Consider the following 14498-nt stretch of genomic DNA (forward strand, 5'->3'; position numbering starts at 1 on the left):
CTAACAACCATGGCCATTACGCCATATCACCATAAACAAGTCGAAAAATTTACTCGAGCGACTGTTTCCGTGCTTCCAGGTCAGACAGTAACACCGTTTCCATACAGGAAAAGAATCCGTCCAGACAGCCACAGGTCACTCGATAATAATTCAGCGCCCCTTCTTTGCGGGCCGCTACCAGTCCCACTTCTTTCAAGATTGCCAGATGCTTAGAGACCGTGGATTGATCGGCACCAACCTGCTCTGTCAGATCCCCCACGCACAACTCCTGATTCTGGAGCAGATCCAGCATCAGCAGCCGACTGGGATGGGCCATCGCCTTGGCAATTTTGGCCCGGGCTTCATATTGTTGACGTGTCTTTTCTTTCATGGCAATATCGCCATATTACCAATTGCAATCCAGAAAGTCAACTGCTGCCTTCTGGTGTGCTTACTTGGAAAACTGAGTTTCCAGAAACTGCTGGAGCACGGGCACATGACTCCGTGCCGGTTCCTTCACCGAAGTCAGGAGGGTCAACCGGGGTTGTGCCAGCTCAGAGATCTGATCCTGTAGATCGGGCAGACAGGCTTCCAGCTCCGCCCGGTATTTCTCAGTAAACTCCTGGTATTGATCGGAATGACCGTGAAACCATTTCCGGAGTTCTGTGGAAGGGGCCAGATCTTTCGCCCACAGATCCACTTTCGCTTTGGCTTTGGACATACCCCGCGGCCAGAGCCGGTCGACGAGCACTCGAAAACCATCCTCTGATTCTGGATCTTCGTAAACGCGTTTGATGCTGATTTGGGTAGACATAGTTCAGCTCTCAACGAGCCAGCGGTCAGGCGTCGGGTACTTCCAGACGGCAGCAACCGAAGTCGAGATGCTGTTTGCCCGCTTTGCTGACAGCGGAGACTTCGGGGTGCAGGTTGTATACCACAAACCGCCCTTCTTTGCGCTTGGTGACCAGGCGGGCGTGATACAGAATCCCCAGGTGATGGGAAACATTGACCACCTCTTCTCCGAGCGCTTCCGCGGTCTGACTGACCGTCCGCTCGCCGTCTCGAAGCAGGTCAATGATGCGTAGCCGAATCGGCTCTCCCAATGCTTTCAGTTTTTCTGCACACAAGTCGGATTGGAGCCGATCTTTAGACATGTTGTTACCATCGTTGCAAGACAGGAAATCCTCCCCTGTTCCTTCTTCAGACAGGCTGCTTCAGCAGCCCCTCCGCGCGGGGATTCTGGACCTGATTGTAGCAAATTCTACGTGCAGGGACAGCTCCAAGATTTTTTTCGTGACTGGATTCATTCGCAATTCTTCCATTTTCAAGCCCGGTTTGATTGAAACCAGCCCTGTCAGGCGGATGTACATTGGAAAAATTCCTGAATCCAGGGCTTATTTTTTCAGATTTCGGCACCATAATGCGTCAGTTCACTTTTGTAAGCCAGCAGAGATCGACCGACATGACCTGGATGGAATGGTACAACACGCTCTCGAAACCCGACTGGACGCCCTCATCAGGGACAATCAGCCTGATCTGGCAGATCCTGTATCCGATCATCCTGATCTCCTTCGGGTATGTCTTTTTCCAGACCGCGCGGCGTCAATTCCCGGTGAAGACTGCAATCCCCTTTGCCATCAATCTGGTCGCCAATCTGAGTTTCACGCCCCTGTTTTTCGGCTTAAGAAATGTGCCGCTGGCAACACTGGATATTCTGGTCGTCTGGTCTACAATCCTCTGGTGTATGTTCGCCATCTGGCCTCGTGCCCGCTGGGTTACGGTAGCGCAAGTTCCTTAACTGGCATGGGTTTCCATCGCCACAACGTTACAGCTCAGTATCTTCTGGATGAACCGGGGAGCGTAAGGGTCGAGTGACCAAAACCAATTCCAACTTATCAATCAGGCTGGGCCTGTGTTGCCAGTTTCTCGAAGAACCGATCAAGTTCCGCAACACCACCGTCAAAGCAAACAGCCAGATGGAACGGACCGCAGCACTCGAAAAACTGGCGCGGCTCTGCAAAGAAAATGCGGAGGCGCTGCAGTCCTCTCTCGAATACTGTGACGCGCATGACATCGGCTGTTTTCGCATCAACAGCCAGATCCTGCCTCTCAAAACACACCCGGAGTGCGGCTACGACATGCAGGACCTGCCGGAAGGGCCGGCGATTGTCAAACTGTTTCAGCAGTGCGGTGAGTATGCACGTGAGCATGATATCCGCACCTGCTTTCACCCCGATCAGTTTGTGGTGCTCAACTCTCCCCGTGAGGAAGTTGTCACACGCTCGATTGCCGAACTGGAGTACCAGTCGGAAGTCGCCGAGTGGGTCAATGCGGATGTGGTCAATATCCATGGCGGTGGTGCTTACGGAGACAAAGCGAGTGCCCTCACTCAGTTCGCGAAGAATTTTCGGCGGCTCTCGAAACGGGCTCGCAGCCGGTTGACTGTCGAGAATGACGACACAACTTACATTCCCGCCGACCTGCTGCCTCTCTGTCAGCAGATCGGCATTCCCCTGGTGTATGATGCCCATCATCACCGCTGTCTGCCCGATGATCTCTCGGTAGAAGAAGCCACCGAACAGGCGCTGCAGACCTGGGACCGCGAACCGATGTTCCATATCTCCAGTCCGCTGGAAGGCTGGCAGGGACCGAAGCCCAACCGCCACCATGATTTCATCAATCGCCGCGATTTCCCCCGCTGCTGGGAAGGTCGGGAATTGACCGTCGAAGTCGAAGCCAAGGCTAAGGAACAGGCGGTGCTGAAACTGATGCGGTCACTCCGCCGCCGCAACAGTTGAGTTACGTCGCACCAGATAAAATCCCAGGCTGATCAGAAAAATCAACCACTCTCCGAGCGCCAGGGAGTACGTCGTCGAACCGATTCCCTCAAACAGGAAAAAGCCCACACTGCGAAACAGCACCAGACAGCCATGCACGATCACGCAGACCATCAGCGCGTACTGTGTCACATCTTTCTGCCAGAGTGGCCAAAGAAAAATCAGTCCCAGTGCCAACTCCAGTCCGCCATACACCACCAGGAATTCCGACTGCCCCGAACCGCCCTGCAGGGCAAAACCCACTGTACGGGAAGTCGACTCGGGAGCCAGCGTGCACCAGAGTGCGAGGATCAGATAGAGGATGCCAACCAGAGTGAGAAAGATGCGTGTCATCGATTTCGTCATTCTTGCAATTTGCCCTGACAGAAAAGAGTTTTCAATACAGTTTCTCATTGTAGATCGTAAAGTCGATCTGACAATTCCTGCATCTTGACTGATCTCCCGCAGCGTCGCGATTGACCTGACGGGCTTCGATCCATTAAAAACACTTCACACAGGTAACCTGTTTCCAGGCACAAATTGAAATCTACTCACACGGATGTGACAATCACATGACCAGCAACGTCTTCTCCCCCGGTCCCACGCCCGACTCCGTCAAAGCCGCCGATGGCTCGATCCATACCGTTCCCAAGGGCTGGGAATTGCTGCCTCCCGGTGATGCCGGTCTGACGCGCAGGGTCAAAGCGGCCGGTGAATTCTGGAGTGTGCAGGAGAAGAAAGGGCGGCGGACGTTTTCGCAAGGGATCTGGGCGCCCGCGGAGACCATTGCACAGCATCGCTCTGATCTGGAGGCAGAGCGCACGACTCCCGAGTATGCGAAAAAGCAGGCAGCCGCAGCGGCGCGGCGGGAACAGGCCCAGGCCGAATACGTGGACGACTTTCTGGCCGCAGTGCTGGCTTATCTCGATTTTCATCCGGTTCACGAGGACCTCGCCCGACAGATGGCACAGGCCATCACGACTCACGCCACTCCTGTCGGGAGTGGAACGGTAGCCCGTACGAAACGCATCCCGCTGGAACAGCGGGCGGAAGCAGCCGTGATTGCCTGGATGAGGCACCAGACCACCGCTTACGACGAAATGGTCATTCCCCGCGTCAAAGGCAAACGCCGCGAAGTCCGCCGGATGCTGGCAGGACGCTCCAAAGAACTGCTCAAGGCCTATCGCAGTCCCGCAGCGCCCCCGGCAGAATGCCCTCTGCACCGCGCCCTTGCGGAGTGGGAATCCAATGGTTTAAAGTGAAGGGAGACAGGTCACGCTTTTCGGGCACGTCGCTCACTGATGGGAGAGGCTGTCGCCCGGTGTTGAATTAACATATTTCGGGGTCCGCCAGAAGGAGCAGTGAAGATGAATCAGCAGCAACTGATCGAAACAGCCTATGCGATGGTCGCGGACGACAAGGGACTGTTGGCGATGGACGAAAGCACGCCCACCTGCCACAAACGGTTCGCGAAGCTGAATATTCCCCAGACTGAAGAATTTCGGCGGGATTACCGCGAACTGCTGGTGACCACTCCCGGTCTGAACGAAGCCATCAGCGGCGCGATCCTGTTTGACGAAACCATTCGCCAGCAGACGAAAGACGGCACGCCCTTCATCAAAGTGCTCCAGGCAGCCGGCATCATCCCCGGAATCAAAGTCGACAAAAGTACGACACCTCTGGCCGGATTCCAGGGTGAAAAAATCACTCAAGGGCTGGACGGCCTGCGCGAGCGACTGGAAGAGTACGTGCAACTGGGAGCCCGGTTTGCCAAATGGCGGGCCGTGATCACAATTGGAGAGGCCATTCCCACGCCCGGCTGCATGGAAGCCAATGCACATCTGCTGGCGCGTTACGCCGCGTTGAGCCAGGAAGCAGGGCTGGTCCCCATCGTGGAACCGGAAGTCCTGATGGACGGACCCCATACCCTCAGGCGCTGTTACGAAGTCACCGAACAGACCCTGCGGATGGTCTTCGCGCAGTTATCTGCACAACGTGTCCTGCTGGAAGGGATGATTCTCAAACCTAACATGGTTGTGCCCGGGCTGGACTGTCCGACCCAGAACTCGATTGAGGAAGTCGCTGACGCGACGATCACCTGTTTCCGACGCACAGTACCAGCAGCGGTCCCCGGCGTGGCGTTTCTCTCAGGGGGTCAGTCGAGTGAACTCGCTTCGGCCCGGCTGAATGCGATGAATGTGAAATATAAATCACGCGTCCCCTGGGCACTCTCTTTCTCGTTTGCCCGTGCTATCCAGCAGCCCGGCATGGGAATCTGGGGCGGGGATTCGGCCAATGTGGAAGCAGCCCAAAAGGCGATGTACCATCGTGCCCGCTGTAACCGGGATGCCCGTCGCGGAGAATACACCGCCGAAATGGAATCGGCAACTGCCTGACTTTTCAGCAAAACAAGGAGCCCCATGTCTGTAAAAACCGGCCGTTATCGACACTATAAAGGAAACGACTACCTCGTCATCGGTGTCGCGCGTCACAGCGAAACGGAAGAAGAGATGGTCGTCTACAGTGCCGATTACGGCAAATTCGGTCTCTGGGTCCGCCCCAGGGAAATGTTTCTGGAAAAGGTAGAAGTCGACGGTCGCGAAGTGCCCCGTTTCCAGTTTATCTCGCCTGAATAGCCGCTACTCGTCTTCCGCTTCCGCCTGAACCTCTGCTGCACCGTGGCGGTCGACGTGGACATGGATCACATTCGGATGACAGCAGACCGGGCAGTCTTCGACATATTCCTGCTCGGTTCCCTGAGACACATCGATGGGAATCACGATCTCTTCGCCACAGGCATCGCAAACATAACTGGCTTCTTCCTGCATGGGACTGGTCTCCTTCAATGAAAGCTGTCCTGAGCAGAGCGGGGTTGTTTTAATCCCGATTCTCTCAGTTCCAGTTGGATTATACACTGCTCACCAGCTCCGTCGGATGTGATCAGTCAAGAATTCTTCTTCACACATGATTATTCAGAATCAGGGTTGTTTCTGGTTGTGAGATCTGCGCACGGCCAGATTCTTTGAGAAGTCTGAACCTCTGTAACCCCGGTTCTATCTAAATGCAATCCCTGCTGTTAAAATTCGGTCAGAGTTCGCTGCCAATGAATGTTACGTCCGGCGGCGGACCTGGTTTCGAAGATTTCCTCTGGATGTCTCCCGAAATGATCTCAATCAACATTCCAACAGCGGAGAACAGCCCGATGGTGAATAAAAAACAACAGAAAAAGAAAGATCGCGAAAAGCGGGTCGCGAAGAAAAAGCACCTGGAGAGTGTGAAAAAGAAAACTCAGGAGAAAACAAAGCAGGAATCAAAACAACCGGTCACCGCCCGAACACAGATTATGCAGTCAGCCGTCCCCAAAGGCGATCAGGGTGCCAAAGGCAATCAGAAAAATACCTTCATGCACAGACGAACGGGCGGCTGACAAAACCCGGTGTCAACGCTCAGCAGCAGTCTGTTTCGATGAGATTGCTGTTTGTCTGGAAGCAGCCCGCAAGCAAATGAAATCACAATGGTTTTGCCTTTGAAGCATGGTGAGTCTTGAATGCGTGAAATCCTCCCCCAACTGCTCTGGATCGGCAACGCCCGCGCTGCACGGGATGTGACAGGCGTACTCGATCGCGGCATCACCGCCGTGGTAGATCCGGCACTGGAAGAGCCGCCGATCAGTTATCCCCGTGACATCGTGTATTGTCGGCTGCCCATCCTGGATGGTGAGGATAACCAGCCCGCGGTTCTCCAGACCGCTCTGCTCACCGTCGCGCGATTCATTCAGGGTGACATCCCCACGCTGGTCGCCTGCAGTGGAGGTATGAGCCGTTCCCCTGCCGTGGTTGCGGGGGCACTGTCACTGGTGAAGGCCTGCCCGTTTGCGGAGGCACTCCGGCAGGTCGCGGCGACCGGCCCCTGCGATGTCGCCCCGGGTCTGTGGAATGAAATTCAGCATTTGCTCGAACAGGGAGGGGCGGAATCTTATTCCGGCTGATTGAACCGCCCCATGAAATAGATCCAGCCTGTCTGACGATCCCGGATCAGAAACAGAAACGGGTGATCGGCACAAAAGACTTTGGGGGGTTCTTCATCCCGGGCGCAGCCACCAACCATTATCATCTCAGTGAGCGCAGCTGCCTCTGTCCCCTGCTCGTTGACTTCCACGAATGTCTTGTGCAGCACCGAACCGATAAACAGGCCCTCCGGATCATCTGACATACCGAAGAAATCAGCCGCCTTGGGCTGGAACGCCTGTTTCACACCCAGCGACTCCAGTGGCGCATTCAGATCATATTCCTTTTCCAACCGAAAGCGGGGCAGACTGACGATCACTTCCTGGTAGTCCATATTTAGCCATTTCTGCAGCGTTATCTGTTGAATCTCCTGTTCAAGCGTACTTAAACCATCCCGCTCGCGGGGCAACAGAATGCACATGCTGAAGTCACTGCCTCCTCCCGGGATTTCCTCTTGTAGCACTTCCACAGATCCATCATCGTGCTTCACCAGTTGCATCGCAACATCGCGTTGACGGTAAGGCAGTTCCAGTACCTGGAGTGTTTCGTTTTCAAAATATCCAAACGATCCTGTCTGATGCATCATGGGAACGCTGGTCTGCTGGTCACCGGCGAGATAAAACGTCTGATCCCTTGTCCGTTCCGGCTCGAACTCATCCTCCCATGCTCCCTTAAAGTAGATCGCATTCACCAGGATCAGCCGCGTCAGTTCATTAAAACTCATGGGAGATACCAGCTCTGTGATTTTTCCGCGCGTTGCCTGACTGACCCACTCGTTGATCTGGTCTGCAGCCGCTGCAGGTTCCCCCTGGAAGTCGACCGTCTGCAAACCACCACCGTAACAGTCGCGAACGGTTTCCAGAAAAGGAGCGAGAAAATGATATCCGGCCTGTCCCCAGAGCTGGTTGGCCACATCCAGCTCCACGCCCCCCGTCCTCGTCTCTGACCGCAAACGCTGAAAAGAAGCATGCAGCCGGGAACCCTCCTGAGTCAACTGCAGGGCATTCCGCATCTCCCGTGCCGTCTCTCCCCGGGCACCAGCGAGCGTCATTGCCAGTGCGGTGGAAATGCTGGCTGGTGAAAAAAAGAGGTTTCCTGAATTCTCTGCAGCGAGCTGTTGAAACAGCGCGCAGGCAAAACGGTTACAGTCGTCGACCGTCGCACGCATTTCGCAATATCGCTGTTCGTCGCTGATTTCCCGTTTCTGTTCCATGATCGTCTACTCTTCCAGTTGCTGGCCGTCGAGGAGCTTCTCCATATTGTGTTGCAGGCTCTGATTCGGTTCCACCCCGGCTGCCTGTTTCAGCGGTTCAAAGTGCCGTGCTGCCTCCCCCCAGGTCGCCAGGGCTGCTACTGCCATATTGCGATTACGGACCACGGGGCTCCGCAATCCTGCTTCGATCAACGCCGCTCCCTGTCCCGGAAAACGGCGGAGTTCCTGCAGGAGATAATCCAGACAGCCGTGCTGCTGATACTCCTTGCCAACACCCAGCGCATCCCCGGGACCGCTGGCAATTTGTGCCAGATCCAGCTGCTGTTCTGCAAATTCCAGAACCTGGGGTAATTGTGGTTCTTCACAGACCAACAGGAGATGGAACCAGCGGCTCGCATCGTGCGGCGACTGCTGCAGGCGTTTCCAATGATAATCCCACGTCGGTATTTTTAATACGCGTGCTGCCTGATTCGCCTGGAAAAACAGGCTTTCATCCGCACTTTCCAGCCCCTGCCTGACCCGTTCCGGCCATTCCGGTTGCTCCAGAATCCGGTGGCAGACCGCCTGCAGTTCCTGGCGACACTCACTGGTCCAACCCCGCTCAACACGGGAATCCCAGTCAACATCCTGATTCGAAAGATAGAGCTGGATCGCACGGGTATGCAGGAAATCTGCCAGCGTTTCTGCAGATTCAGCAAGCTGCTGGAGATACAGTTCGACTACCGTGGCTCCCTCCTCGTAATCATCCATATCCTCGGCTGGTCCACCATTGATCAGGGCTTCGATCAACTCGCCTGCTGCAGTGAGCAGATCGCGATCGACGAGTGGGTCCCGGAGCGCCTCCAGTAGTCCCCCGGTTGTGGCACAAACATACGCCAGATATTCGTCCAGAACAGCATTCCGAAATCCTTCGCGGAGCAGCCAGTCTTTAATTTCTCCATTTTCGGTGTTCGCCAGTCGCTCGACGGTATGAATCCGTCCCCAGCCGAAGACATGCTGAGCCAGTTCCCACAAAGCCTGTTCTCCGTCATCAGCCACGTTGGATAACGCCACCGCGCAAAACAGTGTGAATTCATCGTGCCGACCGAGAATGAGAAACAGCTCTGTATTTTCCTCGACCTGGTACAGCCCCAGAATCGCGATCCCGAATTTTACGGTTTCCCGGTCGGGGGACTCGGTCGCGAAAGAAAAGGCCAGTTCGTACAGTCGCTCATGTTTAAGCTGGGGCTCGTTCAGCAGACGCGCAATGACCGCATCGATCAGTGCCACGATATGCTCTTCCACAATGTGCTGATAGAGCCGGTATTTGTTGAATGCCGTGGGTTCATCGCAACAGGTCAGCAGCAACGAGACGGTTTTCTCCACCCGTTCGTCCGCATCGCTGGCGCCACTGTGATGGGTCATCACACCGTCCAGCGCACCCGCAGCCCAACGCAGCTCCAGGTCTTCATTCACCCGTTCTTCATCAGGCAGCTCGTACCCCGCTTCCACGAGACCAGGCTGTTCTGACACGATATGCAGGCAGAGATGATCATAGATTGAAGGGCGAATATCCCAGGGCATCGTGTCGGGGAGCTCGCGCGATTGATCATCTCTCTCTCCGGAAAACTGATCGAAAAATCCCATCCTCTTAACTCGAATCTCTTAGAACCTCAACATCTAAATGACACTTCCGTATATCATTTTAATGTAACAATGGGTTCATGACACGAACCAGAGGCCTGCGGTTCATGAATTTATGAACATTTAAAATGAGGTCTTTTGAGGAGTAGACAGAGCGCGCTGGAGACAGACAGACACCTTCAACCGCGGTCCAGTTAGAGCTGAGCAACAGGGGGAGCGGCCCCCAGTGAGAGCAGAATGGACTCTTCCACGGCTTTGCCACTGACCGGCTTGGAGAAATAATAGCCCTGCCCCAGGCAACACCCCAGATCTTTCAGCAGCGCCAGCTGCTCGGTGTTTTCAATCCCCTCCGCGATGACTTCCAGCCCCAGTTTTTCCGCGAGGATAATCAGGGCATGAATCAGGGTGACCTCACGGTCCCGGTCCGAGCGATTGACGAATTCCCGATCCAGTTTTAGTGCGTCGATGGGAAAATCACAGAGACAGGAGAGCGAGGAATATCCGGTACCGAAGTCGTCCACATCCAGTTTGACGCCCAGTTTTTTCAAGCCCTTCAAAGTCGCGATCGAAGCGTCTCTGTCATGCATGATCATACTTTCGGTCACTTCCAGATGCAGGCACTCTGCGGGGATTCCATGCTTCTGTAAGGCCCGTTCCACAACGGAAATCAATGTCGGGTGCTCCAGCTGTTTCCGCGACACATTCACATGCATGTTCCCGGGTGCCTGTTCCCCCAGCACTTCCCGCCAGGCAGCCAGTTGTCGACAGGCTTCATCAATCACGAAGTTCCCGATGGGAATAATCATGTCCATTTCTTCGGCGACTGAGATAAATTCATCGGGGGGAATCATACCGCCGACGGGATGGAACCAGCGAATCAGCGCTTCAACGCCCCTGAGTTCCTCAGTCTCCAGTTCAATAATCGGCTGGTAAAACAGTGTCAGTTCATCGCGGGACAGCACATCCCGGAGTTCATTTTCCACGTATAGTCGCCGCTGCGCCTTCTCACGCAGGACACGGTCGAAGACAACCGGTCGATCCAGCTTCTCCGCCTTGGCTTCGTACATCGCCAGGTCCGCATTACTCAGCATTTCGCTGGCGGTCTCCACGGGATGCTCACTGGTGACAATCCCGATACTGGCGCTGGAGTAAATTGTATACCCTCCCAGATTATACGGCTTCGATAACGTATTGATCAGCCGTTCCGCTACCCGGGTGGCATCCTGGGGCGAGCGCAGATTTTCCAGCAGGACCACAAACTCATCACCGCCCAGCCGCGCCGCCTGAATCGTATCTGCTGCCCGGACCGACTTTCGCAGACGGACCGCGATGGCCTCCAGCAGCTTGTCGCCCACATCGTGCCCCAGACTGTCGTTAATCAGTTTGAAACGATCGAAGTCCATGAACAGCAGCGCATAATGCTTCTCCGGCTTACGATCGATCACTCTCTGGATCGATTCCAGAATAGAGACCCGGTTGGGCAGGCCGGTTAAAGGATCGTGGTGCGCCAGATGCTGCATCCGCTGCATCAAACGTTTCTGTTCGCTGATATCGATCCGCAGCGCGAGATAGCCGCTGATCTTTCCCCGCTCGTCATGCAAAGGCACAATCGTGGTGTTCACCCAGTAGAGTGCGCCGCTTTTGGCTTTATTGCAGATCTCTCCCCGCCAGACGTTTCCCCGACCAATCGTGCGGTACATCTCGCGGAAGAATTCATCGGAATGCTGTTCGGAACGCAGGATGCGGTGATTCTCACCAATCAACTCGTCGCGGCTGTAACCGGAAACCTGGCAGAAGTTCTCATTGACGTCCAGGATCTTCCCCCGCACGTCGGTCATCGCCACGATTCCCGCTTCGTCGACGGCATCGCGAAATGCCTGCAGATAACTCAGTTCGGAGTTAAGATCAGCCAATGTAATGAGCCCTTAATTCAGTGTCGTATTCTTTTGAAAGATGCCACTGAATCTAAAATGGTCAATTCCTCGGTTACTCTCATATCACCTCCCTGAAACGATTCGAATAAAGTGATTCCCTCCAAACGTGCGTCCAAAGTTTAGGCCACCATCACAACGACTTAGATAAAATACGGGGGAATTGCACGATTCAGCGGGGGGAATATGCAGATCAGAACGGTTCTGAGGTCTGTGACAACATCACCTGAAAAGAAAACTCAATCAAGACAGATTAATCCAAATAAAAAGACCACCGGCTCTATTGAGAATCGGTGGTCTTTCTTGATCTGGTGAACCAGCTACGTAACGGTATCTTACTCTGCCAGCTTCTGCACCGCGGCTGCCACTTTCGCTCCCACGCCACTGACGTTCTTTTGCTGGCTTTCGTCTTTGAGCTGACCATTATCATCGAAGGCTTCATGTGCCTTGGGAACCGCCACCTGGTCCGGCAGCATGATCACGCCGATATTCCCCAGAATCGAACGGACATGCACCAGCCCCCGCAGGCCACCCAGGGCACCAGGGGAAGCAGACACCAGTGCCGCCACTTTGCCTCGATAGGCCTGGAGTGGCGTTTCATCGCCGACTTTTCGTGAGACCCAGTCGATCGTGTTTTTTAACAGGGGCGTAATCGAACTGTTGTATTCGGGAGAGGCGATCAACAGACCGTCATGCTCGAAAAACAACTGCTTCAATTTGGTAGCCGCCTCGGGCTCTCCCGCAGTCCGCTCCAGGTCTTCGTTAAAGAGCGGCAGCGGATAATGCTTGAGATTAACAACCGTTACTTCCGCCCCCGCAGCCCGGGCACCTGCCACCGCCACATTTAACAGTTGTTGATTGTATGAGTTCTGTCTGGTGCTGCCGGCAAAAGCCAGAATTTTGGGTGACGCCATGAATATGATTCCTTCTTGATTCGCGTTTTGATTTTTGTTTCGGTGTGTTGTCTTCTTATCTTACTGAACTCGATCCGGAAGTTCGAACTATTTTATTCTGCTGCCGGACTGACCTGCAGCCGGGCGGCCCGTCGCTGATCGAGGCTCAACTGCCCCGGACCGTTGGCCATCAGGAACAGCATCGTCCCCATCAATGCCAGATTTTTCATGAACTGAATCATCTGTGCCTGCTGCGCCTGGGCATCCGTCAGCGTCCAGAAGTCATGGAAAAAGTAAGTCGCCAGTACCAGGAACACCAGCAGCAGACCGGCGCCAATGCGGGTTTTTAAACCGAGGATCACCGACAGGCTCCCGGCGATCAGAAACACGATGGCCCCGGCCAGCATGACTTTGGGCAGCGGCACCCCTTCCGAGGCCATATACCCGGCCACGTTATTAAACTGCGGAATCTTGTTCCCTACAGCACTCAACAGAAAAATCGTCGCGATCATCACGCGTCCCGCTAAACTCGCTAATCCTGCCAGTAAATTCTGAGACATGTCTGGTTCTCCCTTATTCGTAATCCTGATTTTTTTATAGACGGTTAAGCCAGATCAAACAGCATGATCTCGGCGTTGTCGGTTGCCTGAATATTCAATTGCCGGGTGTCACTGACGGCAGCACCGTCGCTGACCTCCAGCGGTACTTCATTCAACAGCACACTCCCCCTAAGCACCTGCAACCAGGCATGACGCCCCTCTGCCAGTTCATATTGCACCGTTGCCTGAGGCTCGATTTGTGAGAGGTAAACCCGCGCGTCCTGATGAATCAGCAGGGAGCCCGCTTCCGCTTCGGGAGAAGCGACCAGCCGCAACTGATTCTGCTGCTCGCTCTCCGGGAAGCGTTTCTGTTCGTAGCTGGGCTCAATCCCCTTCCGTTCGGGAAACAGCCAGATCTGATACAGGTGTACCGGCTCGGTTTGCGACGGATTGAACTCACTGTGCATGATCCCGGTCCCGGCCGACATCCGCTGGAATTCTCCCGCCCGCAGCACTTCACCGTTGCCCATCGAATCCTTGTGTTCGAGCGCCCCTTCCAGAACGTAAGTCACAATCTCCATATCCCGGTGCGGATGAGTGCCGAAACCCTGGCCCGGCTGAACCACGTCTTCATTCATCACCCGCAGCGTGCGGAAATGGACGTGCTCCGGATCCTGATAACCGGCAAACGAAAATGTGTGATACGTATCGAGCCAGCCATGATCAGCGTGGCCCCGTTCTGCAGCCTTGAGTACACGAATCATTGTCGAGCCCCTTCTCTTATTTAGTTGAATACACAACTATTTATATGTAAACTATTAGGATAAAAAAAATCAGCCAGAGATCCCCGCACCGACACAACAGTTCTGTCGGGCTTTGACCAGCAACTGGTTCAGTTCATTCAGTTCACTCTCTGTCAGGTATCCCAGCAGTTCGGTGTGCAGCTCGCGGAGCGGCTGATCCATCTCATTCAGGAGTGTGATCCCCTCAGACGTAATCTCCACATACACCACCCGACGGTCTTTCTGGCAGCGTTTCCGCTGGACCAGACCCCGTTTTTCCAGGCGGTCGATCAGCCCCGTAATCGCGGGAACGACCTGCACCATCCGACTGGCAATTTCTAGACTGGGCAAAGGCTTCCCTTCCCCCCGCAGAATCCGCAACACATTATACTGGGATGAGGTCAAGCCGTACTCACGAAACAACTTACCGAGACGATTCTGCAGCTGATCGCTGGTACGCAATACGTTCAGAATCGCCTCGATTTCAGGGGACTGAAATGCCTGCTTCTTCTTTAATTCCTGTTGCAGTTGTGTCGGTTTTGTGTTCATTTCCTGACCTCTCTGCATTTAGTTTATATATAAACTATCGTCGCGTCAACATGTTTCCTGTAATTTTTCTTAAAATAATTCAGTTCCCCCCGTTGTGAGTCGTTTCTTGATCGACTGAAAACAGACTGTGACAAGGTCGATGATCAGTTATACTGAAACAAGTCAT

Annotated in this window: 19 protein-coding genes; 7 read left to right on the top strand and 12 right to left on the bottom strand. The window is 54.4% G+C overall.

Going from position 1 to position 14498, the window contains the following annotated elements; all coding sequences use genetic code 11:
• Window positions 1–49 precede the first annotated feature (49 nt).
• Genes Enr10x_RS20415 through Enr10x_RS20425 form a run of 3 tightly spaced genes read right to left on the bottom strand, consistent with a single transcriptional unit; the run spans window position 50 to window position 1133 of the window.
• Window positions 50–370: an ArsR/SmtB family transcription factor gene (locus Enr10x_RS20415; protein WP_145112146.1), complete on the bottom strand. Its 321-nt coding sequence runs from the start codon at window positions 368–370 to the stop codon at window positions 50–52.
• Window positions 371–430: 60 nt separating this feature from the next.
• Window positions 431–793 (bottom strand): DUF488 domain-containing protein, encoded by a 363-nt coding sequence (locus Enr10x_RS20420; RefSeq protein ID WP_145112148.1) that lies wholly within the window; start codon window positions 791–793, stop codon window positions 431–433.
• A 25-nt stretch (window positions 794–818) separates the two neighbouring features.
• Entirely contained in the window at window positions 819–1133 is a 315-nt protein-coding gene (locus Enr10x_RS20425; protein WP_145112150.1) for an ArsR/SmtB family transcription factor, read from the bottom strand.
• Window positions 1134–1441: 308 nt separating this feature from the next.
• Here Enr10x_RS20425 and Enr10x_RS20430 point away from each other — a divergent pair, with 308 nt between their 5' ends.
• Window positions 1442–1777, top strand: a complete 336-nt coding sequence (locus Enr10x_RS20430; RefSeq protein WP_145451201.1) for a TspO/MBR family protein — start codon at window positions 1442–1444, stop codon at window positions 1775–1777.
• A gap of 73 nt (window positions 1778–1850) precedes the next feature.
• A complete protein-coding gene (gene uvsE, locus Enr10x_RS20435) occupies window positions 1851–2777 on the top strand; it encodes a UV DNA damage repair endonuclease UvsE (RefSeq protein WP_145451202.1) in 927 nt (308 codons plus the stop codon).
• On the opposite strand, the gene Enr10x_RS20440 is transcribed toward uvsE, so the two are convergent.
• Complete coding sequence (locus Enr10x_RS20440) at window positions 2754–3149, bottom strand: DUF4345 family protein (protein WP_145451203.1); 396 nt, start codon at window positions 3147–3149, stop codon at window positions 2754–2756. The genes uvsE and Enr10x_RS20440 overlap by 24 nt on opposite strands.
• Before the next feature lie 218 nt (window positions 3150–3367).
• On the opposite strand from Enr10x_RS20440, the gene Enr10x_RS20445 reads away from it, so the two are divergent.
• The 3 genes from Enr10x_RS20445 (at window position 3368) to Enr10x_RS20455 (ending at window position 5431) form a co-directional block, all read left to right on the top strand.
• The gene (locus Enr10x_RS20445; RefSeq protein WP_145451204.1) at window positions 3368–4057 is read left to right on the top strand and encodes a DUF2293 domain-containing protein; all 690 of its coding nucleotides are present in this window, start codon (window positions 3368–3370) and stop codon (window positions 4055–4057) included.
• Window positions 4058–4162: 105 nt separating this feature from the next.
• Complete coding sequence (locus Enr10x_RS20450) at window positions 4163–5191, top strand: class I fructose-bisphosphate aldolase (protein ID WP_145112162.1); 1029 nt, start codon at window positions 4163–4165, stop codon at window positions 5189–5191.
• 24 nt (window positions 5192–5215) lie between these two features.
• A complete protein-coding gene (locus tag Enr10x_RS20455) occupies window positions 5216–5431 on the top strand; it encodes a DUF1653 domain-containing protein (RefSeq protein ID WP_145112164.1) in 216 nt (71 codons plus the stop codon).
• Window positions 5432–5434: 3 nt separating this feature from the next.
• Here the strand turns inward: Enr10x_RS20455 and Enr10x_RS20460 are convergent, their stop codons facing one another.
• Entirely contained in the window at window positions 5435–5641 is a 207-nt protein-coding gene (locus Enr10x_RS20460; protein ID WP_232093074.1) for a CPXCG motif-containing cysteine-rich protein, read from the bottom strand.
• Between the two features lie 257 nt (window positions 5642–5898).
• Here Enr10x_RS20460 and Enr10x_RS20465 point away from each other — a divergent pair, with 257 nt between their 5' ends.
• Together Enr10x_RS20465 and Enr10x_RS20470 are read left to right on the top strand one after the other, a co-directional pair.
• A complete protein-coding gene (locus Enr10x_RS20465; protein WP_145112166.1) occupies window positions 5899–6222 on the top strand; it encodes a hypothetical protein in 324 nt (107 codons plus the stop codon).
• A gap of 120 nt (window positions 6223–6342) precedes the next feature.
• Window positions 6343–6783, top strand: coding sequence for a dual specificity protein phosphatase family protein (locus tag Enr10x_RS20470; RefSeq protein WP_145451205.1), 441 nt, complete (start codon window positions 6343–6345; stop codon window positions 6781–6783).
• Here the strand turns inward: Enr10x_RS20470 and Enr10x_RS20475 are convergent.
• The 7 genes from Enr10x_RS20475 to Enr10x_RS20505 all read right to left on the bottom strand — a co-directional run bounded on the left by Enr10x_RS20475 (window position 6771) and on the right by Enr10x_RS20505 (window position 14332).
• The gene (locus Enr10x_RS20475) at window positions 6771–8015 is read right to left on the bottom strand and encodes a serpin family protein (protein WP_145112170.1); all 1245 of its coding nucleotides are present in this window, start codon (window positions 8013–8015) and stop codon (window positions 6771–6773) included. The genes Enr10x_RS20470 and Enr10x_RS20475 overlap by 13 nt on opposite strands.
• Before the next feature lie 6 nt (window positions 8016–8021).
• On the bottom strand, window positions 8022–9641 hold the full coding sequence (locus Enr10x_RS20480; protein WP_145112172.1) for a limonene hydroxylase: 1620 nt from the start codon (window positions 9639–9641) through the stop codon (window positions 8022–8024).
• 191 nt (window positions 9642–9832) lie between these two features.
• Window positions 9833–11551 carry a putative bifunctional diguanylate cyclase/phosphodiesterase gene (locus tag Enr10x_RS20485; protein WP_145112174.1) on the bottom strand — a complete coding sequence of 573 codons (1719 nt, stop codon included), beginning with the start codon at window positions 11549–11551 and terminating at the stop codon, window positions 9833–9835.
• Between the two features lie 353 nt (window positions 11552–11904).
• The gene (locus Enr10x_RS20490) at window positions 11905–12483 is read right to left on the bottom strand and encodes an NADPH-dependent FMN reductase (protein WP_145112176.1); all 579 of its coding nucleotides are present in this window, start codon (window positions 12481–12483) and stop codon (window positions 11905–11907) included.
• 92 nt (window positions 12484–12575) lie between these two features.
• Window positions 12576–13022: a DoxX family protein gene (locus Enr10x_RS20495; protein WP_145112178.1), complete on the bottom strand. Its 447-nt coding sequence runs from the start codon at window positions 13020–13022 to the stop codon at window positions 12576–12578.
• Window positions 13023–13066: 44 nt separating this feature from the next.
• Window positions 13067–13765 (bottom strand): pirin family protein, encoded by a 699-nt coding sequence (locus tag Enr10x_RS20500; RefSeq protein WP_145112180.1) that lies wholly within the window; start codon window positions 13763–13765, stop codon window positions 13067–13069.
• A 69-nt stretch (window positions 13766–13834) separates the two neighbouring features.
• Window positions 13835–14332, bottom strand: a complete 498-nt coding sequence (locus Enr10x_RS20505; protein WP_145112182.1) for a MarR family winged helix-turn-helix transcriptional regulator — start codon at window positions 14330–14332, stop codon at window positions 13835–13837.
• Window positions 14333–14498: the final 166 nt, after the last annotated feature.

The organism is Gimesia panareensis (assembly GCF_007748155.1).
Taxonomy (GTDB): domain Bacteria; phylum Planctomycetota; class Planctomycetia; order Planctomycetales; family Planctomycetaceae; genus Gimesia; species Gimesia panareensis.

What these genes read in the sequence shown, in the direction of transcription:
- Enr10x_RS20415 (WP_145112146.1), bottom strand. Translation starts at nt 370, where the DNA reads ATGAAAGAAAAGACACGTCAACAATATGAAGCCCGGGCCAAAATTGCC.
- Enr10x_RS20430 (WP_145451201.1), top strand. Translation starts at nt 1,442, where the DNA reads ATGACCTGGATGGAATGGTACAACACGCTCTCGAAACCCGACTGGACG.
- Enr10x_RS20450 (WP_145112162.1), top strand. Translation starts at nt 4,163, where the DNA reads ATGAATCAGCAGCAACTGATCGAAACAGCCTATGCGATGGTCGCGGAC.
- Enr10x_RS20505 (WP_145112182.1), bottom strand. Translation starts at nt 14,332, where the DNA reads ATGAACACAAAACCGACACAACTGCAACAGGAATTAAAGAAGAAGCAG.
- Enr10x_RS20480 (WP_145112172.1), bottom strand. Translation starts at nt 9,641, where the DNA reads ATGGGATTTTTCGATCAGTTTTCCGGAGAGAGAGATGATCAATCGCGC.
- Enr10x_RS20425 (WP_145112150.1), bottom strand. Translation starts at nt 1,133, where the DNA reads ATGTCTAAAGATCGGCTCCAATCCGACTTGTGTGCAGAAAAACTGAAA.
- Enr10x_RS20495 (WP_145112178.1), bottom strand. Translation starts at nt 13,022, where the DNA reads ATGTCTCAGAATTTACTGGCAGGATTAGCGAGTTTAGCGGGACGCGTG.
- Enr10x_RS20420 (WP_145112148.1), bottom strand. Translation starts at nt 793, where the DNA reads ATGTCTACCCAAATCAGCATCAAACGCGTTTACGAAGATCCAGAATCA.
- Enr10x_RS20445 (WP_145451204.1), top strand. Translation starts at nt 3,368, where the DNA reads ATGACCAGCAACGTCTTCTCCCCCGGTCCCACGCCCGACTCCGTCAAA.
- Enr10x_RS20490 (WP_145112176.1), bottom strand. Translation starts at nt 12,483, where the DNA reads ATGGCGTCACCCAAAATTCTGGCTTTTGCCGGCAGCACCAGACAGAAC.
- Enr10x_RS20470 (WP_145451205.1), top strand. Translation starts at nt 6,343, where the DNA reads ATGCGTGAAATCCTCCCCCAACTGCTCTGGATCGGCAACGCCCGCGCT.
- Enr10x_RS20465 (WP_145112166.1), top strand. Translation starts at nt 5,899, where the DNA reads ATGAATGTTACGTCCGGCGGCGGACCTGGTTTCGAAGATTTCCTCTGG.
- Enr10x_RS20440 (WP_145451203.1), bottom strand. Translation starts at nt 3,149, where the DNA reads ATGACACGCATCTTTCTCACTCTGGTTGGCATCCTCTATCTGATCCTC.
- Enr10x_RS20455 (WP_145112164.1), top strand. Translation starts at nt 5,216, where the DNA reads ATGTCTGTAAAAACCGGCCGTTATCGACACTATAAAGGAAACGACTAC.
- Enr10x_RS20475 (WP_145112170.1), bottom strand. Translation starts at nt 8,015, where the DNA reads ATGGAACAGAAACGGGAAATCAGCGACGAACAGCGATATTGCGAAATG.
- Enr10x_RS20500 (WP_145112180.1), bottom strand. Translation starts at nt 13,765, where the DNA reads ATGATTCGTGTACTCAAGGCTGCAGAACGGGGCCACGCTGATCATGGC.